Source organism: Nonomuraea sp. NPDC004702, from assembly GCF_053601695.1.
In genome coordinates, this window is the sequence record NZ_JBSGCE010000036.1 from 1 (window position 1) to 26454 (window position 26454).

General features: G+C 69.3%; 31 protein-coding genes, 1 tRNA gene and 1 pseudogene. 15 read left to right on the top strand and 18 right to left on the bottom strand.

Going from position 1 to position 26454, the window contains the following annotated elements; genetic code table 11:
• Window positions 1–179: 179 nt before the first annotated feature.
• The 4 genes from ACWEJ6_RS34575 to ACWEJ6_RS34590 all read right to left on the bottom strand — a co-directional run bounded on the left by ACWEJ6_RS34575 (window position 180) and on the right by ACWEJ6_RS34590 (window position 4628).
• Window positions 180–917, bottom strand: coding sequence for an energy-coupling factor ABC transporter ATP-binding protein (locus tag ACWEJ6_RS34575; protein WP_358289230.1), 738 nt, complete (start codon window positions 915–917; stop codon window positions 180–182).
• Window positions 911–1666 carry a cobalt ECF transporter T component CbiQ gene (gene cbiQ / locus ACWEJ6_RS34580; protein WP_387679267.1) on the bottom strand — a complete coding sequence of 252 codons (756 nt, stop codon included), beginning with the start codon at window positions 1664–1666 and terminating at the stop codon, window positions 911–913. The genes ACWEJ6_RS34575 and cbiQ overlap by 7 nt, the downstream gene beginning before the upstream one ends.
• A gap of 23 nt (window positions 1667–1689) precedes the next feature.
• Window positions 1690–2697 carry an energy-coupling factor ABC transporter permease gene (locus ACWEJ6_RS34585; protein ID WP_387679270.1) on the bottom strand — a complete coding sequence of 336 codons (1008 nt, stop codon included), beginning with the start codon at window positions 2695–2697 and terminating at the stop codon, window positions 1690–1692.
• A 74-nt stretch (window positions 2698–2771) separates the two neighbouring features.
• The gene (locus tag ACWEJ6_RS34590) at window positions 2772–4628 is read right to left on the bottom strand and encodes a glycosyltransferase family 2 protein (RefSeq protein ID WP_452429221.1); all 1857 of its coding nucleotides are present in this window, start codon (window positions 4626–4628) and stop codon (window positions 2772–2774) included.
• Between the two features lie 271 nt (window positions 4629–4899).
• Here ACWEJ6_RS34590 and ACWEJ6_RS34595 point away from each other — a divergent pair, with 271 nt between their 5' ends.
• Window positions 4900–5292: a hypothetical protein gene (locus ACWEJ6_RS34595; RefSeq protein WP_387679276.1), complete on the top strand. Its 393-nt coding sequence runs from the start codon at window positions 4900–4902 to the stop codon at window positions 5290–5292.
• 313 nt (window positions 5293–5605) lie between these two features.
• Window positions 5606–6547: a D-2-hydroxyacid dehydrogenase family protein gene (locus ACWEJ6_RS34600; protein WP_452429223.1), complete on the top strand. Its 942-nt coding sequence runs from the start codon at window positions 5606–5608 to the stop codon at window positions 6545–6547.
• 16 nt (window positions 6548–6563) lie between these two features.
• Here the strand turns inward: ACWEJ6_RS34600 and ACWEJ6_RS34605 are convergent, their stop codons facing one another.
• Window positions 6564–7133: a CGNR zinc finger domain-containing protein gene (locus ACWEJ6_RS34605; protein WP_452429225.1), complete on the bottom strand. Its 570-nt coding sequence runs from the start codon at window positions 7131–7133 to the stop codon at window positions 6564–6566.
• Between the two features lie 71 nt (window positions 7134–7204).
• On the opposite strand from ACWEJ6_RS34605, the gene ACWEJ6_RS34610 reads away from it, so the two are divergent.
• The 3 genes from ACWEJ6_RS34610 to ACWEJ6_RS34620 are packed head-to-tail and all read left to right on the top strand — an operon-like array spanning window position 7205 to window position 9524.
• The gene (locus ACWEJ6_RS34610) at window positions 7205–7954 is read left to right on the top strand and encodes a class I SAM-dependent methyltransferase (protein ID WP_452429227.1); all 750 of its coding nucleotides are present in this window, start codon (window positions 7205–7207) and stop codon (window positions 7952–7954) included.
• A 54-nt stretch (window positions 7955–8008) separates the two neighbouring features.
• Window positions 8009–8779: an arylamine N-acetyltransferase family protein gene (locus ACWEJ6_RS34615; RefSeq protein WP_452429229.1), complete on the top strand. Its 771-nt coding sequence runs from the start codon at window positions 8009–8011 to the stop codon at window positions 8777–8779.
• Window positions 8780–8819: 40 nt separating this feature from the next.
• Complete coding sequence (locus ACWEJ6_RS34620; protein WP_452429231.1) at window positions 8820–9524, top strand: class I SAM-dependent methyltransferase; 705 nt, start codon at window positions 8820–8822, stop codon at window positions 9522–9524.
• A gap of 15 nt (window positions 9525–9539) precedes the next feature.
• On the opposite strand, the gene ACWEJ6_RS34625 is transcribed toward ACWEJ6_RS34620, so the two are convergent.
• Window positions 9540–10043: a hypothetical protein gene (locus ACWEJ6_RS34625; RefSeq protein ID WP_452429233.1), complete on the bottom strand. Its 504-nt coding sequence runs from the start codon at window positions 10041–10043 to the stop codon at window positions 9540–9542.
• Window positions 10044–10389: 346 nt separating this feature from the next.
• On the opposite strand from ACWEJ6_RS34625, the gene ACWEJ6_RS34630 reads away from it, so the two are divergent.
• From ACWEJ6_RS34630 to ACWEJ6_RS34645, 4 genes are all read left to right on the top strand, one after another.
• Window positions 10390–11058: a hypothetical protein gene (locus ACWEJ6_RS34630; RefSeq protein ID WP_452429235.1), complete on the top strand. Its 669-nt coding sequence runs from the start codon at window positions 10390–10392 to the stop codon at window positions 11056–11058.
• A 466-nt stretch (window positions 11059–11524) separates the two neighbouring features.
• The gene (locus ACWEJ6_RS34635) at window positions 11525–12556 is read left to right on the top strand and encodes a hypothetical protein (protein ID WP_452429237.1); all 1032 of its coding nucleotides are present in this window, start codon (window positions 11525–11527) and stop codon (window positions 12554–12556) included.
• A gap of 104 nt (window positions 12557–12660) precedes the next feature.
• A complete protein-coding gene (locus ACWEJ6_RS34640) occupies window positions 12661–13221 on the top strand; it encodes a DUF6461 domain-containing protein (RefSeq protein ID WP_452429239.1) in 561 nt (186 codons plus the stop codon).
• 124 nt (window positions 13222–13345) lie between these two features.
• On the top strand, window positions 13346–14368 hold the full coding sequence (locus ACWEJ6_RS34645) for a hypothetical protein (protein WP_452429241.1): 1023 nt from the start codon (window positions 13346–13348) through the stop codon (window positions 14366–14368).
• On the opposite strand, the gene ACWEJ6_RS34650 is transcribed toward ACWEJ6_RS34645, so the two are convergent.
• Both ACWEJ6_RS34650 and ACWEJ6_RS34655 read right to left on the bottom strand, forming a co-directional pair.
• Window positions 14276–14662, bottom strand: coding sequence for a DUF5984 family protein (locus ACWEJ6_RS34650; protein ID WP_452429243.1), 387 nt, complete (start codon window positions 14660–14662; stop codon window positions 14276–14278). The genes ACWEJ6_RS34645 and ACWEJ6_RS34650 overlap by 93 nt on opposite strands.
• A pseudogene (locus ACWEJ6_RS34655) lies at window positions 14568–14762 on the bottom strand (DUF5984 family protein). Before ACWEJ6_RS34655 ends, ACWEJ6_RS34650 begins: the two are co-directional and overlap by 95 nt.
• A gap of 343 nt (window positions 14763–15105) precedes the next feature.
• Between ACWEJ6_RS34655 and ACWEJ6_RS34660 the strand changes: the two are divergent.
• Both ACWEJ6_RS34660 and ACWEJ6_RS34665 read left to right on the top strand, forming a co-directional pair.
• Window positions 15106–15240, top strand: a complete 135-nt coding sequence (locus ACWEJ6_RS34660; protein WP_452429245.1) for a hypothetical protein — start codon at window positions 15106–15108, stop codon at window positions 15238–15240.
• Between the two features lie 32 nt (window positions 15241–15272).
• On the top strand, window positions 15273–15986 hold the full coding sequence (locus ACWEJ6_RS34665; protein WP_452429247.1) for a DUF3027 domain-containing protein: 714 nt from the start codon (window positions 15273–15275) through the stop codon (window positions 15984–15986).
• 715 nt (window positions 15987–16701) lie between these two features.
• On the opposite strand, the gene ACWEJ6_RS34670 is transcribed toward ACWEJ6_RS34665, so the two are convergent.
• Both ACWEJ6_RS34670 and ACWEJ6_RS34675 read right to left on the bottom strand, forming a co-directional pair.
• The gene (locus ACWEJ6_RS34670; RefSeq protein ID WP_452429249.1) at window positions 16702–17622 is read right to left on the bottom strand and encodes a hypothetical protein; all 921 of its coding nucleotides are present in this window, start codon (window positions 17620–17622) and stop codon (window positions 16702–16704) included.
• Entirely contained in the window at window positions 17615–18079 is a 465-nt protein-coding gene (locus ACWEJ6_RS34675) for an RNA polymerase sigma factor (RefSeq protein ID WP_387679871.1), read from the bottom strand. Before ACWEJ6_RS34675 ends, ACWEJ6_RS34670 begins: the two co-directional genes overlap by 8 nt.
• A 232-nt stretch (window positions 18080–18311) precedes the next feature.
• Between ACWEJ6_RS34675 and ACWEJ6_RS34680 the strand changes: the two genes are divergently transcribed.
• On the top strand, window positions 18312–18776 hold the full coding sequence (locus tag ACWEJ6_RS34680; RefSeq protein ID WP_452429251.1) for a hypothetical protein: 465 nt from the start codon (window positions 18312–18314) through the stop codon (window positions 18774–18776).
• A 79-nt stretch (window positions 18777–18855) separates the two neighbouring features.
• Here the strand turns inward: ACWEJ6_RS34680 and ACWEJ6_RS34685 are convergent.
• Both ACWEJ6_RS34685 and rlmB read right to left on the bottom strand, forming a co-directional pair.
• Window positions 18856–18928: transfer RNA gene (locus ACWEJ6_RS34685), tRNA-Thr, on the bottom strand.
• Between the two features lie 20 nt (window positions 18929–18948).
• Complete coding sequence (rlmB, locus tag ACWEJ6_RS34690; protein ID WP_387679325.1) at window positions 18949–19920, bottom strand: 23S rRNA (guanosine(2251)-2'-O)-methyltransferase RlmB; 972 nt, start codon at window positions 19918–19920, stop codon at window positions 18949–18951.
• A 398-nt stretch (window positions 19921–20318) separates the two neighbouring features.
• On the opposite strand from rlmB, the gene ACWEJ6_RS34695 reads away from it, so the two are divergent.
• Window positions 20319–21053: a class I SAM-dependent DNA methyltransferase gene (locus tag ACWEJ6_RS34695; RefSeq protein ID WP_452429253.1), complete on the top strand. Its 735-nt coding sequence runs from the start codon at window positions 20319–20321 to the stop codon at window positions 21051–21053.
• A 104-nt stretch (window positions 21054–21157) separates the two neighbouring features.
• Entirely contained in the window at window positions 21158–21490 is a 333-nt protein-coding gene (locus tag ACWEJ6_RS34700) for an NIPSNAP family protein (RefSeq protein WP_364326352.1), read from the top strand.
• A gap of 46 nt (window positions 21491–21536) precedes the next feature.
• Here ACWEJ6_RS34700 and cysS read toward each other — a convergent pair whose 3' ends face one another.
• Both cysS and ACWEJ6_RS34710 read right to left on the bottom strand, forming a co-directional pair.
• Window positions 21537–22928 (bottom strand): cysteine--tRNA ligase, encoded by a 1392-nt coding sequence (gene cysS, locus ACWEJ6_RS34705; RefSeq protein WP_387679330.1) that lies wholly within the window; start codon window positions 22926–22928, stop codon window positions 21537–21539.
• Between the two features lie 43 nt (window positions 22929–22971).
• Window positions 22972–23388, bottom strand: coding sequence for a PPOX class F420-dependent oxidoreductase (locus ACWEJ6_RS34710; RefSeq protein WP_452429256.1), 417 nt, complete (start codon window positions 23386–23388; stop codon window positions 22972–22974).
• A 29-nt stretch (window positions 23389–23417) separates the two neighbouring features.
• Between ACWEJ6_RS34710 and ACWEJ6_RS34715 the strand changes: the two genes are divergently transcribed.
• The gene (locus ACWEJ6_RS34715; RefSeq protein WP_452429258.1) at window positions 23418–24473 is read left to right on the top strand and encodes a DUF2637 domain-containing protein; all 1056 of its coding nucleotides are present in this window, start codon (window positions 23418–23420) and stop codon (window positions 24471–24473) included.
• A 104-nt stretch (window positions 24474–24577) separates the two neighbouring features.
• Here the strand turns inward: ACWEJ6_RS34715 and ACWEJ6_RS34720 are convergent, their stop codons facing one another.
• The 4 genes from ACWEJ6_RS34720 to ACWEJ6_RS34735 all read right to left on the bottom strand — a co-directional run bounded on the left by ACWEJ6_RS34720 (window position 24578) and on the right by ACWEJ6_RS34735 (window position 26394).
• On the bottom strand, window positions 24578–24847 hold the full coding sequence (locus tag ACWEJ6_RS34720; RefSeq protein WP_352322341.1) for a GlsB/YeaQ/YmgE family stress response membrane protein: 270 nt from the start codon (window positions 24845–24847) through the stop codon (window positions 24578–24580).
• Between the two features lie 98 nt (window positions 24848–24945).
• A complete protein-coding gene (locus tag ACWEJ6_RS34725; RefSeq protein WP_352322343.1) occupies window positions 24946–25236 on the bottom strand; it encodes a GlsB/YeaQ/YmgE family stress response membrane protein in 291 nt (96 codons plus the stop codon).
• Between the two features lie 187 nt (window positions 25237–25423).
• Window positions 25424–25894, bottom strand: a complete 471-nt coding sequence (gene ispF, locus ACWEJ6_RS34730) for a 2-C-methyl-D-erythritol 2,4-cyclodiphosphate synthase (protein ID WP_358289293.1) — start codon at window positions 25892–25894, stop codon at window positions 25424–25426.
• 17 nt (window positions 25895–25911) lie between these two features.
• A complete protein-coding gene (locus tag ACWEJ6_RS34735; protein WP_043624891.1) occupies window positions 25912–26394 on the bottom strand; it encodes a CarD family transcriptional regulator in 483 nt (160 codons plus the stop codon).
• Between the last annotated feature and the right edge of the window lie 60 nt (window positions 26395–26454).

A 26454-nucleotide genomic window follows, 5' to 3' on the forward strand; every position in this document is an offset into this window, starting at 1 on the left:
TTCTTCTTGGTCGTTGAACCAACTACCGGAGACCTCTTCTTTTAACGATCAACGACACGCCCAACCACGTCGTGATCTTTCGAAACACGGCCTAGACCGGACTAATCACGCGCTGGACGCGGCGCTGAGGGTTCTTACCCAGCCGGCCGCCCGGCCCGCGACCTGGGGACCAGGTTGCCTCACCCGGCCGGGACGGCGAAGCCGTACGGGAGTTCCAGGCGGTGCCCGGCCAGCAGCTCGGCGTCGGCCAGCAGCTCGCGCGTGGGCCCGTCGGCGGCGATCACGCCTCCCGAGAGGATCAGCGAGCGCTCGCACAACTCCAGCGCGTACGGCAGGTCGTGGGTGACCATGAGCACCGTCACGTCCAGCGAACGCAGGATCTCGGCCAACTCCCTGCGCGCGGCCGGGTCGAGGTTGGAGGACGGCTCGTCGAGCACCAGGATCTCCGGCCGCATCGCCAGCACCGTGGCCACCGCCACCCGGCGCCGCTGGCCGAACGACAGGTGGTGCGGCGGCCGGTCGGCGGCCTCCAGCATGCCGACCCGGTCGAGCGCGTCGCGGACCACCCGGTCGAGCTCGGCGCCCTTGAGGCCGGCGTTGGCCGGGCCGAAGGCGACGTCGTCCCGGACCGTGGGCATGAAGAGCTGGTCGTCGGGGTCCTGGAAGACCAGGCCGACGCGCTGCCTGATCTCCTTGAGCGTGTCCTTGCGCACCGGGACGCCGCCCACGGCCACGCTGCCGTGCCCGGCGGTGAGGATGCCGTTGAGGTGCATGACGAGGGTCGTCTTGCCGGCGCCGTTGGGGCCGAGCAGCGCCACCCGCTCACCGCGGCCGATCGCCAGATTCACGCCGAACAGCGCCTGAGTGCCGTCGGGGTAGGCGTAGGCCAGGTCACTGACCTCCAGAGAGTTCACCATGAGAGCCCCAGAACCGCGAGTGCCACGACGGGCAGGGCGAGCGCCGCCGCCCACTGCCCGATGGATGCCGAAATATCTTGAATTATCGGCATCCGTCCAGCGTAGCCGCGACTCAGCATCGCCAGATGCACCCGCTCGCCCCGCTCGTACGAACGGATGAACAGCGCCCCGGCCGAACGCGCGATCACCGGGATCTGCCGGAAGTTGCGCGCCTCGAACCCGCGCGACTCGCGGGCCACCCGCATCCGCCGCATCTCCTCCAGGATCACGTCCATGTACCTGAGCATGAACATGGCGATCTGCACCAGCAGGCTCGGCAGCCGCAGCCGCTGCGCCCCGACGAGGATGACCCGCGGCTCGGTGGTGGCCGCGAGCAGGATCGAGGCGATCACCCCGAGCGTGGCCTTGACCAGGATGTTCCAGGCCGCCCACAACCCCGGCACGCTCAGCGAGACCCCGAGCACCGTCGTGCGCTCGCCCATCCCGATCACCGGGATCAGGAACGCGAACAGCACGAACGGCAGCTCGATCACCATCCGCCGCAGCACGTGCCCGACCGGCACCCGCGCGGCCAGCGCGACGCCCCCGAGCAGCGCCGCGTAGACCGCGAACGCCCAGAAGCGCTCCCGCGGCGTGGCCACCACGACGACGGCGAAGACGAAGACGGCCAGCAGCTTGCACTGCGGCGGCAGCCGGTGGACGAGGGAGTCACCCGGCAGGTAGAGATCGTGCCGATGCCCCGCGCCCACCGTCACTCACCGTCTCTCACAGATCAGACCCCCACGTTCGTACGGCTGCGCGCGGCGAACGCCACGGCCCCGGCGATGAGCAGCACCAGCCCGACGCCGACGATCCCGGCCACGCCGACCGGGATGCCGCCCACCTCACCGTAGTCGGCCAGCGCCCACGACCCGAACGCGTGGTCGGCCGCCTGGCCGCTGAAGCCCTTGTTCTCGGCCACGGCCTCCAGCCCGTCGGGGTCGGAGGCGGCGAAGAAGGACACCACGCCGGCCAGCACCAGGGTCAGCCCGATCCCGCCCAGCAGGAACGGCTTGAGCGCGCCCGGCCGGGCCGCCGGCGCCGGCTCGTCCACGGTCGTGGTGGCGCCGTCGGCCCCCTTGAGCACCAGCGGCTTGGCCAGCCCGCGGGCGCCGTACACCAGGTCGGGCCGGACGGCCAGCACGGCGGCGACGGTGGTGGCGGTGATCAGCGCCTCGCCGATGCCGATCAGCACGTGCACGCCGCCCATGGCCGCGGCCACGGCCGACACCTCGATGGGCGCGGTGCCGCCGATCCAGAACAGCACGGAGAACACCAGCGCCGAGGCCGGCACCGAGATCAGCGCCCCGAGGAAGGCCCCGAGCGTCACCCCGCCCCGGCCCCTGGCCATCGCGGTGACCAGCCGGAAGACGCCCCACCCGACCAGCACGGTGACGATGCCCATGATGGTGATGTTGACGCCCAGCGCGGTCAGCCCGCCGTCGGCGAAGAACACGGCCTGCACCAGGAGCACCACGGCCATGCAGAGCACCCCTGTGTAGGGCCCCACGAGTATCGCCGCCAGCGCGCCGCCCAGCAGGTGGCCGCTGGTGCCCGCCGCGACGGGGAAGTTCAGCATCTGGACCGCGAAGATGAAGGCCGCCACGAGCCCCGCCATGGGCGCGGTCCGGTCGTCCAGCTCGCGACGGGCGCCCCGCAGGCAGACCGCTACCCCGGCGGCCGCCACCGCTCCGGCGGAGACGGATGTAGCTGCGTTGAAGAAGCCATCGGGTACGTGCACGGCAACGCCTCCAGAAGGACGAACAAATCCTCCTCACTTTAGAGCATCGCCTTGCACCTGCACATAGGTGGCAATTACTGAAGGAGCTTCCTGAGGATCGTTCGCGGCGTCAGCCGGTGCACGACCGTGCTCAGCCGTCCCTTCCCCGAGGTCGCGTACGGCCGCACGCTGCGCAGCAACGCCGCGCCCCGCCACCTGCGCGGGCCGGCGACCGTGGCGGCGTCGGTCTCGATCCTGAACAGCGCGGGCGGCCCGCCGAGGTCGAGCTCCAGGTAGGCGTCCCAGGTGCCGGGCGGGAGCCGGCCCACCGCCGGCCGGGCCGCGAAGCCGCCCCCGGGCAGCGCCGTCACGCGCTCGGCGCGCTCGCGGCCGGTACGCCGTTCGCGCCAGACGATCTGCCTGATCGCCGCGCACTCGGGCACCTGCCCGGCCACGCTGACCTCGCCGTGCACGACCAGCCGGTGGCCCAGCCCCCACCTGGTCCGCTCCAGCCGGACGGTGCCGGGCACGGCGACGACATGGCCGCCGACGTCGATGCTCAGGTTGCCGTTGTCCCTGGTGAAGTACGGCAGGGTCACCACGCCGCCGATCAGGCGGGGCTGCGGCCGGGTGACGCCGTTGTCCCGGTCGGCGCCCAGCCGGCCGTGGCGCACCACCCCCTCCAGCTCGACCGCCACCCGCAGGTCCCAGACGCCGGAGGCGAGCGCGGCGGCCTCCACCCGGGCGGTGAACTCCGCCCCCTGCCGCTCGGCCGGGACGACGAGCTCGGCGTGCGGGTCGTTGCGGGGGCGCAGCACCAGGGCCACGCCGTCGTCCTGGCTGATGCCCTCCAGCCCGGCCGTGCCGCTCACCACCAGGTGGTCCTCCTCCCAGCGCAGCCCGGTCAGCCGCCGCCGCACGGTGGCGCTCTCGATGCGGGCCAGCCGGACCAGGCGGTCGACGTCGCCGAGCGCGGCCACGCGCTGCTTGTCGATGGTGTTCAGCCGGGCGTGCACGCCGGGGGTGAACCACTCGTCGCACAGCGCGGCGACCTCCTGGGCGATCTCCTTGCGGCGCACGTCGTCGCTCTCCAGGAACACCGTGCCGAGCTGGCTGAAGGCGTCGAGCCTGAAGTGCCGGCGCAGCAGGTGGTCGCGCAGCGGGCCGGGCTCGACGTGCCGGGCCATGAGCCGGATGGGCCGCCGGATCATGGTCAGCCAGGCGATCGGGTCGCGGCTGCCCGCCTGCTGCATGATGCTGCTGCCGTCGGACCTGGAGACCAGGTGGTAGCAGTCGTAGTCGGCGACCACCGAGATCACGCCGGCGTGGCAGTAGGCGTGCACGGTGAACATGATGTCCTCGCCGACCAGCATGTCCTCGGCGAAGCGGATGCCGTGGCGCTCGACCATCTCCCGCCTGAACAGCTTGAAGCAGCTCAGGCTGTTGTAGACGTTGCTGTCGGCGAGGGTCAGGCGCTCGGCGTTCTGCTGGAACATCGAGGCCGGGGCCCGCCTGCCGTGGCCCACGATCTTGCCGAGCACGATGTCGGAGCCGTTCCTGTCGGCCATGGCGACCATGCGTTCCAGCGCCTCGGGGCCGAGGTGGTCGTCGGCGTCGCAGAAGAAGACGTACCGGCCGGTGGCGTGGGCGAGGCCGACGTTGCGCGGCCGGCCGGCGCCGCCCGACCCCTCGATGTGCACGACCTTGACGCTGGACTGGTGGTAGGTGGCATAGAGGTCGAGGAGCTCGGCGCCGCCGTCGGTGGAGCCGTCGTCGACGACGATGATCTCCTTCTTCACCCGCTGCACGAGCGCCGAGGTGAGGCACCTGTCCAGATAGGGACGGCAGTTGTGCACCGGGATGACGACGCTGACGTCGACCGTCTCGTCGTTGTTACCCGCCGCCGACATCGCCACCACTGCCGTCACCTCGGAGTCACGTTGCGCCGCCATGTCGTTTCAGTATGTGACGAACGCCCGTCGCCGCGGGGGGCGATCGGCCGTCTTGGAGTCACCTATTTGCCGACCCCGGCGATTCGTTGCATTCTTCGGATAGACCCCACAGATGGCTCTAATCAGCACATTCACCAGGGACCGAATGAGTTTCAGGGGAAAATCCTCGACCTGTCAGAGGAAGAAAACTCTCCGCCGGGATCAGGGACGTACTCCGTGGGCGTCTCAGGTCATCCTCCGGCGGGGTACACACGTCTACAGTTAGGCAACCTTGACCGGGGAGGTGGCGGTAATGGCATCGAATCTTCGCTGGCATCGGGCGGGCGGCACGGGTATGGGCAAGGCCGAGTTCGCTCGTTCATCGGCGCGCCTGACGGAGCTCTTCCAGTGCTCGGCGATGCTGCGACGTACGCGACTGCGGGCCGAGGAGATCGTCGACGAGGCCCGCGCGCTGCTGGCCGAGGCCGAGGCCGAGGAGTTCGCCGACCCCGACCGCATCGAACGTCTGCGCGGCCAGCTGGAGGAGGCCCGGGCTTCCTACTCCAAGGTGCTGACCGCATATGTCACGATCTGCCGCAGGATCAACCAGGAGCGGCAGGAGATTCTGGCGATGCAGATGGACATCGAGTTGAACCGCGATTCCGGCCTGTCGGGAGTCGCTTGATGATTTGTCCGGGACAATTCCCGGAACCCTCGGCGGAATGACTCCCCCTCCCTCCGGTCCGCGCCTCCCCTGAGAACGTTTCAGATAGATGTGAACCTATGTGACACCTGAGACGTCTTTTGTTCAGGGAGGCCCACCATGCGCGTCCTTGACGGTCTGGCGTCGCCGGACCTGGAGGAGCTCAACCTGGAGCTGATCCTGGTCGCGGCGCTGCACGAAGAGGCGGAAAGGCTAGCCGCCGAATGAACGGGCTCCAGCTCCCCGGCCCCGCCGGGGAGCTGGAGCAGGGGGCCGCGGCGTAGGATCACGGATCATGCTGCGCTGCGCCGTCCTCGACGACTACCAGGGCGTGGCCCTCGGGCTGGCCGACTGGTCGCGGGTCCGGGCCACGAGCTTCCGGGCCCACTTCACCAGCCAGGACGAGCTGGTGGCGGCCCTGGCGGACTTCGAGATCGTGGTCCTCATGCGGGAGCGCACGCCGTTCGGCTCGGAGCTGTTCGAGCGGCTGCCCCGGCTGCGCCTGCTGATCACCACGGGCATGCGCAACGCCTCCGTCGACCTCGACGCCGCCCGCGCCCGCGGGGTCACGGTGTGCGGCACCGGCAGCGCCTCCACCCCGCCGGCCGAGCTGACCTGGGCGCTCATCCTGGGCCTGGCCCGCCACCTGGTGCCCGAGGCCACGGCGATGCGCTCCGACGGCCCGTGGCAGAGCACCGTCGGCATGGACCTGCACGGCGGCACCCTCGGGCTGCTCGGCCTCGGCAAGATCGGGGCGCAGATGGCCCGCATCGGGCAGGCGTTCGGCATGGACGTCATCGCCTGGAGCCAGAACCTGACCGCGGCGCGCGCCGGCGAGCTGGGCGTGCGGGCGGTCGCCAAGGAGGAGCTGTTCGCCGAGTCCGACGTCGTCTCCGTCCATCTCGTGCTGAGCGAGCGCACCCGCGGGCTGGTCGGCGCGCGTGAGCTGGCGTTGATGCGGCCCAGCGCCTACCTGGTCAACACCTCGCGGGCGGCCATCGTCGACCAGGCCGCGCTGGCGTCGGCGCTGCGCGAGGGGCTGATCGCGGGGGCCGGGCTCGACGTGTTCGAGACCGAGCCGCTGCCCGCCGGGCACGAGCTGCGCAGACTGCCCAACGTGCTGGCCACGCCGCATCTCGGGTACGTCACCGGCGGCAACTACGAGACCTACTTCCGCGACGCCGTGCAGGACATCGACGCGTTCCTGGCCGGCGCGCCGATCCGCGTCCTGGGCTGACCCGGCTCACCACGGCTCACTCCGCCTTCGTCCTGGCCCGGAAGGCGGCGGTCTTGACGCGGTTCTGGCAGGCCGTGGAGCAGAAGCGGCGGGTGCCGTTGCGGGAGACGTCCACGTAGACGCGGTCGCAATGGGGGGCGGTGCAGACGCCGAGCCGGTCGCTGAACTCGCTGCCGAGCACGATCGCGAGCCCGGTCGAGCAGCTCGCCGCCCAGTCGCCCGCCACCGAGCCGCCGGGGCCGTGGAAGTGCAGGTGCCACGGCTCGCCGTCGTGGCGTTCGAGCATCGGCCTGGCCCTGCTCTCCTCCAGCAGCGCGTTCGTGGCCATGGCGGCGGCGTCGACGTCGCCGTCCGCCACCGCGCGGAACACCATGCGCAGCCGGGCCGCGATCTCGGCCAGCTCGGCGGCGTCGGCCGCGCCGATCCCGCGGTGGCCGGAATAGACGCTGCCCAGCGCGCCGGAGGCGGCCGCGGCGAGGTCGTCGGGGACGGGGAACTCGCGCCCGCGCTGCTCGCCCGGGGTCAGCGCGTTGACCAGCGCCACCGCGACCCGGACGATCGCATCTGTGTGACTGTTGTAATCCACTTGACCGGTTACACCTTCGCGTTCTAAGTTGTGACTGCTCAAATCTTAGACGACAGTTACAAGGAGATCTGATGCTCACTCAGGAAGCCGCGCTGGCATGGATCGAGCGTTGGGACCGTCAGCAGGAGGGCTATCTGCCCGACCGGGAGGCCCGCTTCACCGCGCTGATCGACGCGGTCGAGGCGCTGGGCCGGCCGGACCCCGTGGTCATCGACCTGGGGTGCGGGCCGGGATCGTTGTCCGCCCGGCTGCTCGAACGCCTGCCCGCGGCCACCGTGATCGCCGTCGACGCCGACCCGCTGCTCCTGGGGCTCGGGCGGGCCGCCTACCCGGGGCTGCGGTTCGTCTCGGCCGACCTGCGCACCGGCGGGTGGACCAGGGCGCTCGGCCTCGACCGTCCGGCCGACGCCGCCGTGAGCACCACCGCGCTGCACTGGATCTCGCCCGAGGAGCTTCAGGAGACGTACGCCGAGCTGGCCGGCGTGCTGCGCCCCGGCGGGATCCTGCTCAACGGCGACCACATGGACTCCTCCTCCCCCACCCTGGCCCGGCTGGAGCACGCCGTGCACCAGCGCGAGACCGACCGCGTCTTCGGCGACCGCCGGCCCGAGGACTGGCGCGCCTGGTGGGACGCCATCGCCGCCGACCCCGCCTTCGCCGACCTCAACCAGGAGCGCAGCACGGCCGGCGCCGCCCATCACGGCTCGGAGTCCCACCTCGTCGAGCAGCACGTCGGCGCGCTGACCAAGGCCGGGTTCGGCGAGATCGGCACGTTGTGGCAGCGCGGCAACAACCGCCTGCTGTGCGCCGTGCGAAGCTGACCCACGCCGCCATCCGGCGGGCGCAGGCGGGCGAGACGTGGTTTCCTGTAGGTCATGGACGAGTCGCAAGTCACCCGCTACCTGGACAGATTCGGAGCGTCCCGGCCGGTGCCGCCGGACGTCCACGGCCTGCGGGCCCTGCAGCTCGCGCACCTGCGGGCGGTGCCGTTCGAGAACCTGAGCATCCACCTCGGCGAGCCGATCTCCCTCGCTCCCGACGCCCTGTTCGACAAGCTCATCGCCCGCCGCCGCGGCGGCTTCTGTTACGAGCAGAACGGCCTGTTCGCCGCGCTGCTCACCGCGCTCGGCTACCGGGTGACCCTGCTCGCGGCGCGGGTGTTCGGCGGCGGCCGGCCGGGGCCGCTGTTCGACCACCTCGCGCTCCGCGTCGACCTCGACGAGCCCTGGCTGGTGGACGTCGGCTTCGGCGACTTCGCCGACGAGCCGCTGCGGATCGACGAGCGCGGCGAGCAGAAGGACGGCGCGGGGGTGTTCCAGATCGTCCCCGCTCCCGGGGAGCACGGCGATCTCGACGTGTCGCACAACGGCGAGCCCGCCTACCGGCTCACCGCGCGGCCGTACGAGCTGGCCGACTTCGTGCCGACCTGCTGGTGGCAGGCGACCTCGCCGGACTCGCACTTCACCAGGTCGCCGGTGTGCTCGATCCGCACGGCGGAGGGGCGTACCACGATCAGCGGGCGCAAGCTGATCGTCACCCGGCAGGGCGAGCGCGCCGAACGCATCCTGAACGAGAACGAGCTGCTTCCGGCGTACCGGGAGCACTTCGGCGTGACGCTCGACCGGGCCCCGGCGGCGGGAGCCTGACCCGGGGGACGTCACACCGGCTGCACTACGGTGGCCGATCATGGCCGACTACATCTCTCCCGTCTTCTACGATCTGCTCGCCGTGCACAGCCACGTACCGGGCGTGCGCGAGAAGTTGCCGTCCCTCCTGGCCGGGGTACGCCGCAGCGTCCTGGAGGTGGGCGCAGGAACCGGCCTGATCACCACGTCCCTGGCCGAGTGCACGCCCGCCGAGATCTTCGCGCTGGAACCCTCGGCCACGATGCGGGCGGTCCTGCTCTCCCGCCTGGCCGAACGGCCCGACCTGCTCGAACGGGTCACCGTGCTGCCCTGCGACGCCCTGAGCCTCGACCTCGACGAGCCGGTCGAGGCCATGGTGATGATCAACGTGTTGTACGCCCTGGAGCCCGGCTACCGCAGGCGGCTCTGGCCCGTCCTGGCCGACCGGCTGGAGCCCGGCGGGCTTCTCGTGCTCACCTGGCGCGACGGCGGTCCGCCGAAGCCGCGTCCCATGCGGCACCTGGACTCCCGCCGGGTGGGCCGCCACACGTACACGGTCTCGTCCGAGATCATCGAGTCGGACGACGAACGCGCCACGTGCCGCTACCTCTACCGGATCGCCCGGGGCGACGAAGTGCTCAGCGAGGAAGAACTCGTCGGGCACGCCTACCGTCCCGCCTGGGAGGTCCTGCGGGACGAACTCGTGAGCGCGGGTTACGTCCGCGCCGCCGCCCCCGACGGCCTCCTGGCCTGGCGACGCGCCTGATCTCCCGGGCGGGCCTCAGTCGTCGCTCCAGACGTACCAGCGTCCGTCGAAGTGGCGGTAGGAACCCGGCGCGTCGATGTCGGGCTCACCGTTCGAGCTCCAGGCGAATCCGTAACTGCCGAAGAATCCCGCGTCCTCGATCATGAACCCGAAGGCTCCGCGGGAGCCTTCCAGGTACTTGACGGGATAGAGCCCGACCCATCGCCGCTCCTCGGGCGGCGTCCCGTCTGCCACCGTCTGCGCGAGGTGCTCAAGACTGCCCCGCGACAACTCGAACCGCACCCTGACCGGCGCGCCGACGTAGACCAGTGCCCCTGCCAGAGCCGCGGCCAAGGGCGGCACGACCCAGGACCGCCAGTGACGGCGTAACTCGACCGCCCGGTCCCTCCGGAGCAGAGCGCCACCGAGCACGACAAGCCAAGGAACCCCGAACAACACCCAGCCGACACCGATGGCCATCAACCACATGAAATGCCAGCCGGGAACGCTGGTCGCATAAACCGTTCCCAGAGCCAGCACAACGGCAATCGCTCCCCATGCCCTGTCCCTGACACCCAAGGAACCCTCCGCGCGTGACGAGAGCGGACGCGAGGGCCGCTCTTTTTCCATCCTCGAAATCACCAGTCGGCACCCGATCGTTACGAGATATCGTCCGTCCGGCCGACACCTTTCTCTTACTCTTTTCCCTGCTATATCTTCAAAATGAAGGACACTGATGAAGCTTCTCTTCGCGGGCCTCGCGACCACGGCCGCAGTCGTGTGCGCGGCAGCCTTGCCCGCTCAGGCCGCATCTCCGGCGACCGCGCAGGCCGCCCCCGCGGACGCGGTGAAAGCCCTGAAAGCCCAACTACTACCAGGTAAGGGCGTGAAGATCACCGAATTAAGCAGCATCACCCTGGATTTCACCGTCGACGGCCAGGCCATGCAGGTGGAGGTGAAGACCCGCACCGCCGGCACGCTGGCGTTCGGCAAGGGAAAGGTGGCGGCCGCCGACCTCCGCGTCCGCATGACGTCCCGCCAGAAGGAGTTCGAACCTCCCTACCGGGTCGTGGCCGAAGGCAGGAACGCCTACGTGACCAACCCCGGCATCGCCAAGGCGTTGCCCGCCGGCCGCTCCTGGATCGGCTCGCGGACCAGTGATCGCGAGAACTCCATCCTCGACATGGGCGCCACCCCGGCGGACCTGAAGTTCATGCTGGATCACTCCTCCGAGGTGGCGCCCGGCGAATACCAGGGCACCTCCACCCTCGCCGCCTACCGGCACAACAAGGCGGCCGAAGGCAGCGTCGAGTTCCACCTGTACTTCGACAAGAACAACCTGCTCACCCGCACAGTCGTCGACTCGACCCCGTCCTCGGACGAGGACGACTACGGTCAGATGGCCTTCCACACCGACACCAGCTTCTCGGGCTGGGGCGCCAAGGTGCAGATCACCGCACCGGCGCCCGGCAAGGTCATCAACGAGAAGAAGCTCACCCCGAAGACCCGCAGGGCCGTCATCAAGGCCGGCTACCCGGAGCCCGGCCCCTTCTGACCACCTGGCACAGGGCCCGGTGTCACCGGCCCGCCACCCGCACGCCGAGGCGGGGCTGCCGCCGCAGCCCCGCCGATCCGCTCCGCCAGGTCGGAGCCTCCAGTACGGCGATCCGTTCACTCAACCACTCGGCGACCTTCTCCGGCCTGAAATTGTTCCTCGCCCGGCTAATCGACGACCCCGCCCATGCCTGCGAACTTCCGGAAATGCATGTCGGCCCTCAGGGGGAATCAGTTACCCAACGCTCCCCCGACGGTCGTTTCGGTGACATCCCCCGCGTTCATTGACGCACCTTTCACGGCCCACGAAGGGGAACTTACTTTTCGGCACCGACGTCTGAGAAGAGGTGAGACGTTCCGCATATTCGAGGCTGCTGATCAGCGCATTAGGGGCCCTGCTCACCGCCGGTACAGGCGGTTGCTCGACGCATATCTCGCAATCGGCGTCACGACCGGCTGCCCTTCCTATGGTGCCGGACCTGCCTGCGGCCGAGGACGTCTGGCCCGAGGCGTTCTTCTCGGCGCCACGCTGGTTCAGCGACACCCGCGACGTTCGGCCACTGGCGATGCTCAGCAGGCACGAGGTGCTGATGGCCGACCCGAACGAGCACCGGCCGATCCTGGTGAACTACGACCGGCGGACCGGCAGGCACAAAATCTTGGGGACCATCCCCGAAAGCGCGGCACACTATCACCGGATCGAGAACGTGACCGTCAGCGATTCGCAGATCGTGTGGATCGCCGCAGTCCGCCACCCGGACCGCACGAGCCCCGAGTTGCAACTGTGGACGATGCCGATCACCGGCGGTCACATCCGTTTCGTGGCCCTCGTCGCGCCCGCCCCCGACCGGCCCGGGGGCCGGGACGGCCGGACGTACCGCCTGGAGATCGCGGGCGACCAGATCGTCTGGTGGGACGACCGGGGAGGCTCCGTCCACCGCGTCCCCCTCACCGGCGGAACTCCCGCCCTGATGGGCTCCGGCCACGTCTCCACCTGGCCTTGGGCGCACGACGGCAGGAACACCGTCACCAACCTCGTCACCGGCGAGAAACGCTCCGCCGAAAAGGTCGACGGCACCGACCCGCGCTGCGGACCCGACTGGTGTGTCAGCGGCGTCGCCCGCGCCGCCGGCCGGCTGACTGAAGTGATCGTGCAACGCCGGGACGGCTCACGGCGCAGCATCGTCCCCGGCGGGTTCCGCAGAAACCCTCTCTTCCACGACAGGTTCGGGTTCTTCGATCCGCCGAAGGTCATCGGCGAGGGTTCCTCCATATCCACAGCCCGTGTCGGGACGTTGGAGAACGGCAGCGTGATCTACGACCGCTGCGCCGACAGGTCCGCTGCGCTCCGGCCGAAAACGGGCAAGCCGGCCGAAGGTGAGTTGACCGTTCAGGTCGGCGGTTCCCTCTCCGGCAGCCCGCTGTTGTTCTGGCGGGACGACGCCCGCAAGCGATACACGGTCATGGATCTGGCCGCCCTCCCCGGGCAGGGCTGCTGACCGACGTCCGGCTCGCCCACGGACACCTTCCGCGCGACGCCCACCGCCGGCCGCCTTCCGACGACAGAGCCCTTCCTGTCGGTGCCGACTACCAGCATGACGACATGTCCTTGCAACCCCCCGATGTCTCCTGGCTGCGCGGCGAATACGCCGAGGAGTGCTACAGCTTCATCTACGTGCGCGCCACGCCCGAACAGGTGATCGCGCGCCTCGGCGGCCGCTGGGAGGACTTCACCCCGGGCCCCTTCCTCGAAGAGCCGAACCCCGGGGCCCCTGTCGGCGTCACCTCCATCGGCGACTGGACGTTCATCTCCGAGCCCGACTGGCTCGGCACCTGCGAAGACCTGATCACCGAGCTGTCCACGGGCACCCGCCTCGTCTCCCAGGCCGCACTCGGCGTCAAGGGCCTCGACTACTTCTACTGGTGCGAGGACGGCGAGATCAGATTCGGCTGGGGCGGCGACGACGGCTTCCTGACGGAAACGCCCGCGGAACTCCTGGACACGATGGAGGAGATCGACAGGCTCTACCCGTCGCGTCCCCGGCTCTACGAAGGCCCCGCCTTCCTGCTCGTCGAGCACCTGACCGGCATCAGGACGACGGAGCACCTGCTGAAGAGCTCCCCGTTCAGATGGGGCGCCATCCCACCCACGACCAAGCCCTGACGCCGACGCGTCGAAGCCGAGTCGTCCCCATGGCGCCGTTCGTCGGTGGTCATGTGCCCACGTTTCCCCGCGGGGCGGGATGTTGTGCCACCATGATCGCCTTGTATGCGGCAAGGGAGGCTGTTTGGTCGTCTTCTCCTGTGCGTCGTGCGGCGCCGTGTTGACCGCGCGGGTGGCGCGGGTGGCGCTCCCCGACCACGCCGGCCAGAAGTACGGCCATGACCTGCTCCCCGGTCTGCTGGAGCCGGGAACATACGTCGTGGACCCTGGGGATGGCCGAGCAAGGGCTCCCTTGACGCCCGAACCGGAAGATCACGGCGTCCGGCAATTGATGTACGGCATCACGGGCCCTCCGGACAGGATCGGGATCGCGCCGGGCGACGTCCGCGGAACCGTCTTCATCCCGGACCGGTTGGGCGGCTGCTGTTGCGGCTGGGACGGCCAGTACGGCCCCAACCTGGCCTGCGCCGGATGCGGCCGCCCGGTGGCGACCCGCGTCGACGACTGCGGGTTCTGGCAGGTGGTGTGGCTGGAACCGGACGCCGTGCGTCCCGTCGCCGTCGCCGGTCCCGTCCAACGCGTGATGGACTGGACGGAGCTGCCGAGCACGCCGCCCGTTGATCCGCTGGGTTTCTGGAGCCCCCAGTGGGAGGCCGCAATCGCGGTGGCCCTGGCACATCTGGTGGTGGTCTCGGGCGGCAGGCGGGTGTCCGTCCCTGAGGGGCTCGTCGCGGAGACGTTTCGCCGGACGATCGACAGCCTCCTCCCTCCCGGGCCCCCGGAACGACACCTCGTCCTGGCCGGCCCCGGCCTCTCCACCCCGATCACGGACCTCGCCCTGGTGCCGAAGCACCCGCAGACCGGCGAGGTATGGCCGTGCGACGCGGGCACGGTGGTGCCGCTCGCTGCGGACGTGTGGACGTACCTGGCCTTCGACGACGATCGACGGCTCATGCCCGCGGCGCGCGGGATGCCTGCCGCGGTACGCCGTGACGACCCGCCCGCGCTGCTGCCACACACGCTGTTCCATCCCGATGGGCGCGCATTCTTCAGCTCACTGGAGCGACTGACGGCGGTTCGGCCACCGTGGCTGCGCCGCATCCACGACTCGATGAAGGACCGCCCGTACCTGGCCCCGTTCGCATAGGCCTCCGCGCTCAAGCTCAGCAATCCGCTTCTCCATGGCTGTGATCACCTGACGTCCGAAATCCTCGATCGCTGCGACGAACTCCGAGGTGGGCAAGACGACACGACCAGTGAGAGGACCCGCAAGAGCCACCTCATCGCGGGTCGCGTGCCGACTGAGAGCGGTCCAACAGGACTCCGGAAGGCCATCAAGACCTTCATCATCGATGAGGGACTCCGACGTCCTCCCACAACCGCACCACGTAGTAGTCCACGTAGGGCATGTCGCCGTGTCCCCTGCGCCTGAACAGCTCATGACCGTCGGCCTCGATCCAGTATCAGCCGTCAGTCAGCGCAAACCAATGCAGGACGGGTCGATCACCACCCCATGGCGCGACCTCAGAGAGCGGACGCATCCGGAAGCGAAATTTGATCAACCAATCATCCTTCCTCGCGCCACGGCACCAGACAACCTTCCGATGCCGCCCCCTACACAGCCCTGCCACGGTTCCAAGGCGATCTGATCACGGGCCACGGCAACGAGCTCGGCTTCGCTTATGGTGCGCATATGCGCCGCTTATGCGTGATCGCACCATGCCAGGACGATGATCGGATGCCCCTCTGCGTCGATGACTCGCCTCCCATAGCAGGGTCCACCGGCGTCAGAGACGACCTGCACTTCATCGCGCCGTCTCTGGACGGGCAGAGCGCGGCCGTCTGGCTGTCAGCACCAGCGACGTCAACTTCTCCGCCGACAGCGTGGCGGCTCTCACGCCGGGGCTGGTGCTGGTCCAGGGGTACGCCGACGGACGGTCGCTGGTCGATTGGGACAACATGACGATCACCTGGGAACAGTTCGACCGCCAGGGCCAGGATCCGGCCGGCTGTGAATGATCGCATATAACCCTGAGGATCATCACTGACCAATGACAAATACTCCCGACCATGCTGGCCATAGCGACGCCGAGCGCTCCGCAATTCACGAACGGTGGCTTGCGGAGCGCCATCGCCGTACCGAGGATCCCGATCATCGAGAAGAGTGGTACGCCGAGCAGTGCGGCGCCTGCCGATTCTGGTTCCCGCTGGCCGGCGCGCTGGGCAACGATTACGGTGGGTGCGCGAATGCGGCGTCCCCCTTCGACGGGCGGATCCGTTTCGAGCATGACGGGTGTGACGCCTTCCAGGAGTCGGGAACCTGGTCCGTGCCGGAGGACCACGAGACGTATCGACGGCGGAGGCTGTACCTCGACGCACTGAACAACACGGACGAGCGTGGCTTGTCGCTGCTGCGCGACGCGCTGACCGAAGAGCCCGACCGGGAGCTGGCACTGGCCGTGATCCTGCATGCGCTGGAGGCGGTGACCGCGGAGGAGCGGCGAGAGTGGATCGATCTGGCCCCTGCCGGACAGGATCGGGAGCGAGCCGAAGCCCGCGCGAAAGACCTCGAACTCCTGGCAGGCGAGCCGGCCGGTCAACCCGGCGAGTGGTCGGAGTGGATGCAGCTCAGACTCGCGGCGACCACCTCCGATCCGGCGACCCTCGAAACCCTCGCCCGGGCGGGGCGCACGAAACACGTCAGGCGCCTGGCCACAGAACGCAAGAGGGCGATGCACGACCCCGGCCCCCCGCCCGTCACCTGACGACGAATCGCCCAGCACTTGTACGACTACCTGCTCCCCGGCATCGTCAAGAGCACCGACTCCGACTTCGATGTCTTCGTGGCTCCCTGCCGGGGCGTCAGCACGCAACGAGAACGCTCGGCGCGGGCATCTCTGCTGATCATCCAGTCCGCGAGGGAAGCGGTCCTGACCACGAGGCCGAGGCGAAGTGCTCCACCAGACGAACGACATTGCCCCCGTCACCCAGGCCCACTCTGTTCGTCCTGGGCCGACGGCAGGCGGAATGAACGAACTCACGCCCTAGCCGCGCAGCGAGAGTGTTAGCAAGATCGCAACATTGTTCTGACAAATAACGAAGCCCCTGACGGCATAACGCCTGCTCAGGGGCTTTCTGTTGCAGAGCCGACGAGGGGAATCGAACCCCGTGACGACAGACCGAGCGGCGACCCATCGACCAGCAGACCTCATCCAATCGCAACGACGAAAAGGGCGTCAGCTCACGTAACGCATTCTAAGAGACCGGAACCGAAGTCAGCGATCGTCACGGCCTGCACCACTTCGATGCACACCCGGGCGAGAGAAGCCGTTCCTGATCATCAGACTCCATCCCGTACTACATTCATAGATTTCGTGGGAGCGGGTCGCCGCGTCGTCGGTAGTGGCCGGGTCAGGGCATGCGTCTGGCGAAGCCGCCGGAAGTCCGACCGGGCCAGGACGTGGTCGACGGCGATGGCCCTCAGCGGGGCCGGTCCAGGTCGAACGCCACACCGGCCAGGCGGATCGTCCGCACCCTCGGGTCCTTGAGCAGCTCCCGCAGCTCGCGGACAGAGCTGAGCTGGTCCACATAGCCGTAGGCGAGCCCGGCCTCGGCTGCCTTGCGCAGCCGAGCCAAGGACAGGTCGAAGGATCGCAGGTTGGCGTTGTCGTGGTCCCGCAGCAGGGCGACCCAGTCGCGGAACTGCGGCAGGTTGCCACCGCACATGTCCTCGGTCCTGTCGCCGCCCTTGCCGAGGTCCATCGCGTCGTTCCAGTAGTCGAAGCCCCAGGTGACAGGGAGGGAGCCGGGTCTGCGCTCGTACACGATCCGTTCGGCGCAGGTGCCGTACTGCTTCACGACCGACTTCATCTCGGCCTCGCCGAGCGGTTGCTCGAACTCCACCACCGCCAGCGAGCTGAGGTCGGCGGGCAGCCGGGCGAGCACCGCGCGCACGTCGTCCTTGGGCGCCAGCGTGGTGCCGATGTCGAACAGAGACTGGGAAAGCCTGGTGTGGGCGGTGCTGCCCAACGGCAGGCGACCCACGCGGCCGAAGAAGTCCTGACTGATCGCGTACGACTCGCTCCCGGCCGGCCAGTCTCCGGTCGGCGCGATGGGACGCGCGGCCACCTCGAACGACATCGAGACGGGCGTGGTATGGCAACAGGAGCCGATCGTCACCGTATACGCCGGGTTGTAGATCTTGAATGCGGTGCCGAGCACGGCCTGCATACGGCGTTCCCGGTCGCCGCGGGTCTGCACCAGGGACGACCCCTCGGTCGCGGCCACCGCGAGCAGCGCCAGCACGGCCAGCACGATGGTGACCGTCCTGAACAACCCCCGCCGGACCGCGCGCCGGGTGCGCTTGGGGTCAAAGTCCGGCAGGTCTGGCATTTCAGGCATGTTCATGGCTCTCCTCGTAAAGGTCGGCGAAGGCGGCCCTCGCCCGCCACACCGCGGTCTTGATCGAGTTGTGCGACCTGCCGGTCATCGCAGCCACCTCCACCATCGAGAACCCCTCGAAGTAGACCAGCGTGAGTAGCCGGCGTTGCTGCTCGGGCAACCGTTCGAGCGCGTCGCGCACGTCCAGCGACTCCACGTGCAGCGGCGGCACACCCAACTCGTCAGGGTTCGGTAGGGCCATCTCGCGGCGGCTCTTACGTACGTGATCGACCAGGACGTTGCGCGCGATCGTAAGCAGCCACGCCGCCGCGTTATCACCCCGCCAACCGAGCAGCGCTCTGGTCGCTTTGACGAACGTCTCCTGCGCCAGGTCCTCGGCGAGATGCGGATCGCGGATCCTGCGCAAGAGGAACCCGCACACGAGCGGCCAGTGCTCGCGATACAGCTCCTCGATGATGTCGCCCCCCGAACGGTTTCGATTGCCACGTCACATACAGACGCCACCGCGGCGAGAATGGTCACACGGGTTGCCGATCAACGTGCCGGCTGCATGACATCGCAGCAGAACCAGTGCCGACCCCCCGACCGAGTTCCGGCAAGAGCACCGTCAACGGTGCATCAGGTGAACGGACATGCTGTGGGCGGATTCCAGGGCCCCTTCTCATCGCGTGCCATGCTGAGATGGCGGAATGACCGAAGCCGATCGCGCTGCGGTGCTCGCCTTGCAGAATCTCTTCGCGACGCTGGGCGCCGATGCCCCTCAGGAGTGGGCTGCCTCAGAGATCTCAGAGGACATACCTCAGCTGGCTGGCTTCTTGGCGCTGCGGCGCATATGGCCAGACTTAATCAATGGCTGGGCCACACCGGGAGCGCTGGAAGGCATTCCCGCGGCTGCTCGACTGCTCGCCGACGGCGCGGACCCCACCGACCTTGCACGCGTCGCCCAGGTGGCCGCCTACGAAACAGCGTTCGGCCTCCTCTACAGCCTCACCGCCCACGGCCGCGACGACGACGCACCCACGGACACCCCTGGCTGGCGCCTCATGGAAACCACACCGTCAGGCGAACTCACTGGCAGGGCCGTACAAGGTCTTCATGAGAGCCTGCTCACCATGGACCCCTCAGGGCGCGACGGGCAGGACATCTTCGGCTAGAGACGGTTGCTGTACAACTCTGCTGCACGAGATCGAAAAGGCCCTCCCCCGATCACGGGAAAGGGCCTTCTACGTGCAGAGCCGACGAGGGGAATCGAACCCCTGACCTTCTGTTTACAAGACAGATGCTCTGCCGATTGAGCTACGTCGGCACGGCCTACCAGTGTAGACGCTAGCGGCGCCTGTGACGAGCGACCTCGTACAGTGCCACACCGGCGGCGACCCCCGCGTTGAGGGATTCCGCGGCGGCCTGCATGGGGATGCGGACGACCACGTCGCACTGCTCCCGGACCAACCGGCCGAGGCCCTTCCCCTCGGAGCCCACCACGACCACGAGCGGCTCGGCGAGGAGGTCGGCGTCGCCGATGTCGATCTTTCCGGCGCCGTCGAGGCCGACGATGAAGAGGCCGGCTTCGCGGTATTCGCGCAGGGCGGCCGTCAGGTTGGAGGCGCGGGCGACCCGCAGCGTGGCGAGCGTGCCGGCCGAGGTCTTCCAGGCGCCACCCGTCACCCCGGCCGAGCGGCGGGACGGGATGAGCAGGCCATGCGCGCCGAACGCGGTGGCGGAACGGGCGATGGCGCCCAGGTTGCGCGGGTCGGTGACCGAGTCGAGCGCCACGATCAGCGGGACCTCGGCCGCGTCCTGGGCCAGTTCGACCAGCTCGGACGGATGCGCATAGTCGTAGGCGGGGATCTGGAGCGCGATGCCCTGGTGGACGACGCCCTCCGTCATCCGGTCGAGCTTGTCGCGGGTGACTTCGAGCAGCGCGATCCCGCGCTCAGCCGCGATCTTGATGGAGTCGCGTACGCGGTCGTCGCTCTCGACGCGCTGGGCCACGTAGAGGGCGTTGGCGGGCACCCCGGCCTGCAGCGCCTCCAGCACCGGGTTACGGCCGCCGATGTATTCGGGGGCGTCCTCGGAACGCTTCTGCCGGGCCGGGCCGCTGCCCGGACGACGCGTCTCGCCGCCGCGGTCCTCCCTGGCGATGCGCTCGGACCTGGCCTTGTCCTTGTACCAGTGGCGCATCTCGGCAGGCGGCGTCGCGCCCCTGCCCTCGAGCGACCGGCGCTTCTGGCCCCCGGTGCCCTTGGAGGGGCCCTTCTTCTTCGCGGGCCTGCCCGATGCCCTACCGCCTGCTGCCATGCCATCAAGGGTATCGGCCCGTCGACCCACCCGATCCCGCCGGGCAGCCCCCATCCGATCCCGCCAAGAAGGACGGCCGTCCGCACACGACCGGCCGCGGCACACCCGGCGAGCCGCCTGCCCTCAGAGCGCACGTAACGCGCCGCTCACCACCTCACCTAGCGTCTTGCGTCAGCACATCACCACAAATCGCCTCATCGGGCCGCACGCGAGATCGGGCCGCACGCGACGCCGTGACCGCACATCGCGACGACCGCAGGCCCGCCCGCCCTCTCCCAGCACAGCCCCCACCCCCCAAACCGCCCCCGCACAGTGCAAAAGGCGCCCACCCCGAACCGGCCCCAGACGACTCCGAAAGCGCCCACCCCCACCCCAAAGGCCGGTTATGGTCCTTGGCCATGACTGAGTCCGCCTACCTCCAATCCACCCGAACGGCCTACGACACCGTCGCCCCCGAATACGCCGACCTGCTGAGGAACGAACTCGACACCAAGCCCCTGGACCGGGCCATGCTGGGAGCGTTCGCCGAGCTCGTGCAGGGCCCGGACGCCGGAGAGGTGGCCGACCTGGGCTGCGGACCGGGCCGTGTCACCGCCCACCTCCACGCCCTCGGGGTGAACGCCTTCGGCATCGACCTGTCGCCAAGGATGATCGACGTCGCCCGCCGGAGCCACACCGGCCTCCGCTTCGAAGTGGGCTCGATGACCGCGCTGGACCTGGCGGACGCGTCCCTGGCCGGCGCCGTCGCGTGGTACTCCACCGTCCACACCCCGCCGGAGCTCCTGCCGACGGTGTTCGCCGAGATCCACCGGGTGCTGGCGCCGGGCGGCCACCTGCTGATCGCGTTCAAGGTCGGCGACGAACGCCGCCACCTCAGCCAGGGCTACGGCCACAAGCTGTCACTGGACGTCTACTGGACTCCCCCGGAGCACATCGCCGACCTCCTCGCCAAGGCCGGCCTGTCCCTGGACGCCCAGCTCATCCGCGAACCCGACGAGAGCGAAAGACCCCGCTCAGGCCGCCAAGCCTTCTTCCTGGCCCACAAACCAACCGACAAGCCGACCGACGAACCGACCGCCAAGCCGATGGACAAGCCGATGGACAAGCCGGAAACCCCAAACTCCAGCAGCTAGCCCCCGAGCACGAGCCCCGAAACACTGACGGAGGATGTCAGCGACCACCGAATAACGTGCCCGCCACCCAGCACCACCCCGACCATCCCCCAAGGAGCAGCCACATGATCCTGGAAATCCGCACCTACCGCCTCAAACCCGGCACCCGCGCAGACTTCCTCCGGATCATGCACGAAGAAGCCCTCCCCCTCCTGGCGAAGGCCGGCATCGACGTGGTGAGCAGCGGCGCCTCCCTCGTGGACGAGGACGGCCACGAGGAGGCGTACCTCATCCGCGCGTTCCCCTCGAAACAGACCCGCGACGAGCAGGAGGACGCCTTCTACACCAGCCCGGCATGGCACCAGGGCCCGCGTGAGGGCATCGTCTCGCGCATCGACGGCTACCACACGATCGTGATCGAGACCACCGACGCCGCCGTCGCGGCCCTCCGCGGCTGACGGCGGACGCGAAGGGCGCCCGCCGTCACTCAGGAGCGGCGGAAGGTCAGCGGGCCAGCTCCCAGCGGGCGCCGTGCGGCGTGTCCTCGACCGTGATGCCCGCCGCGGCGAGCTGGTCGCGGATCGCGTCGGCCGCCGCGTAGTCCTTACGGGCCCGCGCGGCCTTGCGCTGCTCCAGGGCCACCGCCACCAGCGCGTCGACCACCGGCGACAGGTCGGAGCCGCCCCCGCGCCACTGCGGCGAGCGAGGGTCGAGGCCGAGCACGTCGAGCATGTTCTGGGTCTCGGCGAGGAGCCGCGCGATGGCCTCCTTGTCGCCCCGCGACAGCGCCACGTTGCCCTCGCGCACCACCTCGTGCACCACGGCGAGCGCCTGAGGCGTGCCGAGGTCGTCGTCGAGCGCGTCGGCGAACGCCTGCGGAAGGGGCGCGTCGGCGTCGACGTCGTGGATCACCTCGGCGGCGCGGGTGACGAAGCCCTCGATCCGCTGGTAGGCCGCCGCCGCCTCCAGCAGCGCCTCCTCGGAGTACTCGATCGAGGAACGGTAGTGCGGCGCGGCCAGGTAGTAGCGCAGCTCCACCGGACGCACCTTCTGCACCATCTCGGGGATCAGCAGCGAGTTGCCGAGCGACTTGCTCATCTTCTCGGCGCCGATCTTGAGCATGCCGTTGTGCATCCAGTAGCGGGCGAAGCCGTCGCCGGCGGCCTGCGACTGGGCGATCTCGTTCTCGTGGTGAGGGAAGATCAGGTCGATGCCGCCGCCGTGGATGTCGAACGTCGGCCCGAGGTACTTGGTGGCCATCGCCGAGCACTCCAGGTGCCAGCCGGGACGCCCGAGCCCCCACGGCGTGGGCCAGGTCGGCTCGCCCGGCTTGGCGCCCTTCCACAGGGCGAAGTCGCGCGCGTCGCGCTTGAGCGACTCGTCGTCGGTGTCGGCCGCGGCCCGCATGTTCTCCAGCTTCTGGTTGGAGAGCTTGCCGTAGTGGTCGGCGTAGGACTGGACGCTGAAGTAGACGTCGCCGCCCGAGGCGTAGGCGTGGCCGCGCTCGATCAGCCGCTCCATCAGCGTGATCATCTCGGGCACGTGGCCGGTCGCCCGCGGCTCGACGGTGGGCGGCAGGCAGCCGAGCGTGTCGTAGGCCCAGGTGAAGGCCCGCTGGTTGCGCTCGGCGATCACGAACCAGGGCACGTCCTCCGCGGCCGACACCCTGATGATCTTGTCATCGATGTCGGTGACGTTGCGGCAGAACGTCACGTCGTATCCGGACCGCGTGAGCCAGCGCCTGAGCACGTCGAAGTTCACGCCTGAGCGGATGTGCCCGATGTGCGGAGGAGCCTGCACGGTGGCCCCACACAGGTAAATCGACGCCCGGCCGGCTTCGACCGGAACGAATTCACGGATGGCGCGCGTGCTGGTGTCGTAGATGTGCAGGCTCACGATGGCAAGGCTAACGCCTCGGGGGCTCTCGTAGGCCGATTACTCAGCCTCGTACCGTGACCTTGTCGGGACGGATCCGGATGATCAGGCGCTCGGTGCCCGGCTTGTCCTCCCACGGCTCGCCCGTGTACTTCTGGGCCAGCTCCTGGATCAACGCGCCCTCGGGGTCCTCCTCGATCGTCACCCGGCCGCGCACCTCCACGTAGCGGTCGGGGCTCTTCGGGTCGATGACCAGCAGACTCGTCCGCGGGTCGCGCTCGAAGTTGCGCGGCTTCACCCGCCCCCGGACGGTCGAGAACAGGACGTCGTCGCCGTCCGTGCGCACCCACACCACCGTCGACTGCGGTCCGCCGTCGGGGTTGAGGCTGGTCACCGTCGCATGATTCGGGGCATCCAGGAGTTCGCGCGCTTCTTCCGGCAGCTCGGGCATGTGTCTCCCTCGATCGGTCGTGATCCCCATTCTTCTGTAGTCTCGAAGGCGCCATGGACGTGACTCCCCCCTCTACGCTCCGTCGCCTGGGCATCGCCCTGGCCGGGCTCGCGGTGGCCGCTCTGACCGGAGCCGCCTGCGCGCTGTCCTTCGACGATCTGCGCGCGCTGGCCGTCACCGGCGAGGCGCGGCAGGACCTCGCCTTCCTCTATCCGGCCGCCTTCGACGCGCTGCTCGTGGTCGCGCTGCTCGGCGTGCTGCTGCTGCGTCCCGCCCGGCCGCTGGTGCGGGCACAGGCCGCCACCGTGCTGGTCCTGCTCATCGTGGCCGCCGCGGCGGCCAACGTGGCGACCGCGCTGCGGTTCACCTTCGACGCGCGCCAGGTGGCCGTGGGCGTGGCCCTGGCGCCCTGGGTCATGCTGGCCGTGGCCCTGTGGCTCTGGCTGCTGCTGATCAAGCACGTCCAGGCTCACCGGGGCGCGGCGCGCGAGGAGGCGGACGACGACGACTTCGTGCCCTTCCACCCGGGCCGCGCGGCCGACACGCCGCCGCCGCTCGTGACCGAGGCGCCCCCGCCGGTGCTGGAGTCCACGCCGCTGGTGGGGCCCACGGCCGCGCCGGAGACGCCGCCGGTCCCGGCCCAGGTGTCCGAGTGGCAGGCCGTGCCGCAAGATCCGGACCCCGAGCCCGTACGCGCCCCTGAGCCCGTACGCGCCCCTGAGCCCGAACGAGCCCCCGACCCCGACCCCGACCCGGAGCCCGAGCCGGAGCTGGAACCCGAACCGGTGCCGGATCCCGAGCCGGAACCCGAGCCCGAGCCCGAGCCCGAGCCCGAGCCGTTGAGGCGGCCGGTCCGGTGGGGCGACCGGGTGAAGCCGACCGACGTCCTGGTCCACCCCCGCACCGACACCCGGGCCACCGACACGCGCGACGTCGACACCCAGCCCGTCCCCGTCATCGAGGACGACCGCCGGACCCGCCCCGCCGCCGACGAGCCCCGGACGCCCCAGAGCGACTCTGAGGCCACCGCGCCCCACCCGGTGATCCACGAGGACACCCAGGCCCCCTCCGGCCGCCTGCGCAGCACTCCGCGCCCGCCGGACCCCGAGGAATAGCGGCCACGTCCCGAAAAAACGCGAGAAGCACGAGAGGCCCGTCCGGGATGATCCCGGACGGGCCGTTTCGTGTGCGTCTATCTCGTCTACACCCCTGGCGCCCGCTAGACCCTGGAGCCGCGGCGTAGGCCGGCGACCAGGCCGACACCGACGATCGCCAGGACGACCTGCATCACGAGCTCGATCCAGTCGATGCCGGGGGTCGTCTCGACGCCGAGCACCTGGGCGATGAGGGTGCCCAGCAGGGCGGCGACGATGCCGACGACGATGGTGAGGATCCACCCGATGGCCTGCCTGCCGGGCAGCAGCAGGCGACCGATTGCGCCAATGACGGCGCCAATCACGATGGCGCCAAGGATGGACTGAATGGTCATGACACGAAACCTCCCCGTGAGAGTGAGCCGTTCACTCTCACGGGGAGCTTCGCTACCCGATCGCCGGCGATTATGCGCCGGCTTTACGAACGAGCAGGTCAGGTCGTGGTTCGGCCGGTACGTCCACCGCGTCCTCCCCAGCCCATCCGCGTCACGAGGAGCACGCCGACCACAGCCAGGACGAGCTGGAGTATGTGTTCGAGCCAGTCGATGCCCTTCGTGTCGGCCCAGCCGAACGCCTGTGCGATCAGGGTGCCGATCAGGGCGGCCACGATGCCCACGATGAGCGTCAGGCCGATGGACATGTTCTGCCTGCCAGGCACTATCAGCCGGGCCAGCGCACCGACGATGGCGCCGATGACTACTGCGGAAACGATCGCGCCGATCATGTGTAGCTCCCCCCGAGACGTTCACATGTCTTAGGTGGGGACATACCCGACACCTGGGGAAACTACCCCCTGAGGAAGGCGGCGGTCCGTACCGCGCCAGTGACGAACCGCCGCCCCCACAGTTGGCGGGTTCGGCGACGACCCGCCGGGACACCCTCACGCATCCCACACATAAGACGCTGAATGCCTAGGAAAGGTTGACCACGAGGGCCGTGGCGATGGCGGCGATCCCCTCGCCGCGCCCGGTGAGCCCGAGCCCGTCGGTGGTGGTGGCCGAGACGCTCACCGGCGCCCCCACGGCGCCGCCGAGCGCCAGCTCGGCCTCGGTACGCCGAGGAGCCATCTTGGGACGGTTGCCGATCACCTGGACGGCCACGTTGCCGATCTCGAAGCCCGCCGCGCGCACCTGGCGGGCGGTCTCCTCCAGCAGGGTGACCCCGGAAGCCCCGGCCCAGCGGGGATCGGACGTGCCGAACAGCCCGCCCAGGTCGCCCAGGCCGGCCGCGGACAGCAGCGCGTCGCAGGCGGCATGCGCGGCGACGTCGCCGTCGGAGTGGCCGTCGAGCCCGATCTCGGCCGGCCAGTGCAGGCCGGCGAGGCTGAGCTCACGCCCCGAGTCCGCCGAAGCGAACGGGTGGACGTCGACTCCGACGCCCACCCGTGGAAGATTCGTGTTCAGGAGTTGAGAACCTCGTCGAGCAGGGCCTCAGCCTTGTCCTCATTGGTCTTCTCGGCGAGCGCGAGCTCGCTGACGAGGATCTGACGAGCCTTCGCGAGCATGCGCTTCTCGCCCGCTGACAGGCCGCGCTCGCGGTCGCGACGCCACAGGTCGCGAACCACCTCCGCAACCTTGTTCACATCGCCGGAGGCGAGCTTCTCCAGATTGGCCTTGTAACGGCGCGACCAGTTGGTCGGCTCTTCCGTGTGCGGCATCCGAAGAACATCGAAAACCCGCTCAAGGCCTTCCTGGCCGACGACGTCGCGCACACCGACGAGTTCCGCGTTTTCTGCTGGCACCTGGACGGTAAGGTCGCCCTTGTCGACCTTGAGCACCAGGTAGGTCTTTTCCTCACCCTTGATGGATCGCTTCGTGATTGCTTCGATCCGAGCAGCCCCATGGTGGGGGTAGACGACAGTGTCGCCGACCTGGAAAGTCATGTGACAAGTACCCCTTCCGCTGTACTCCAGGGTACCACGCATCCACAGGCTCCCGGAACA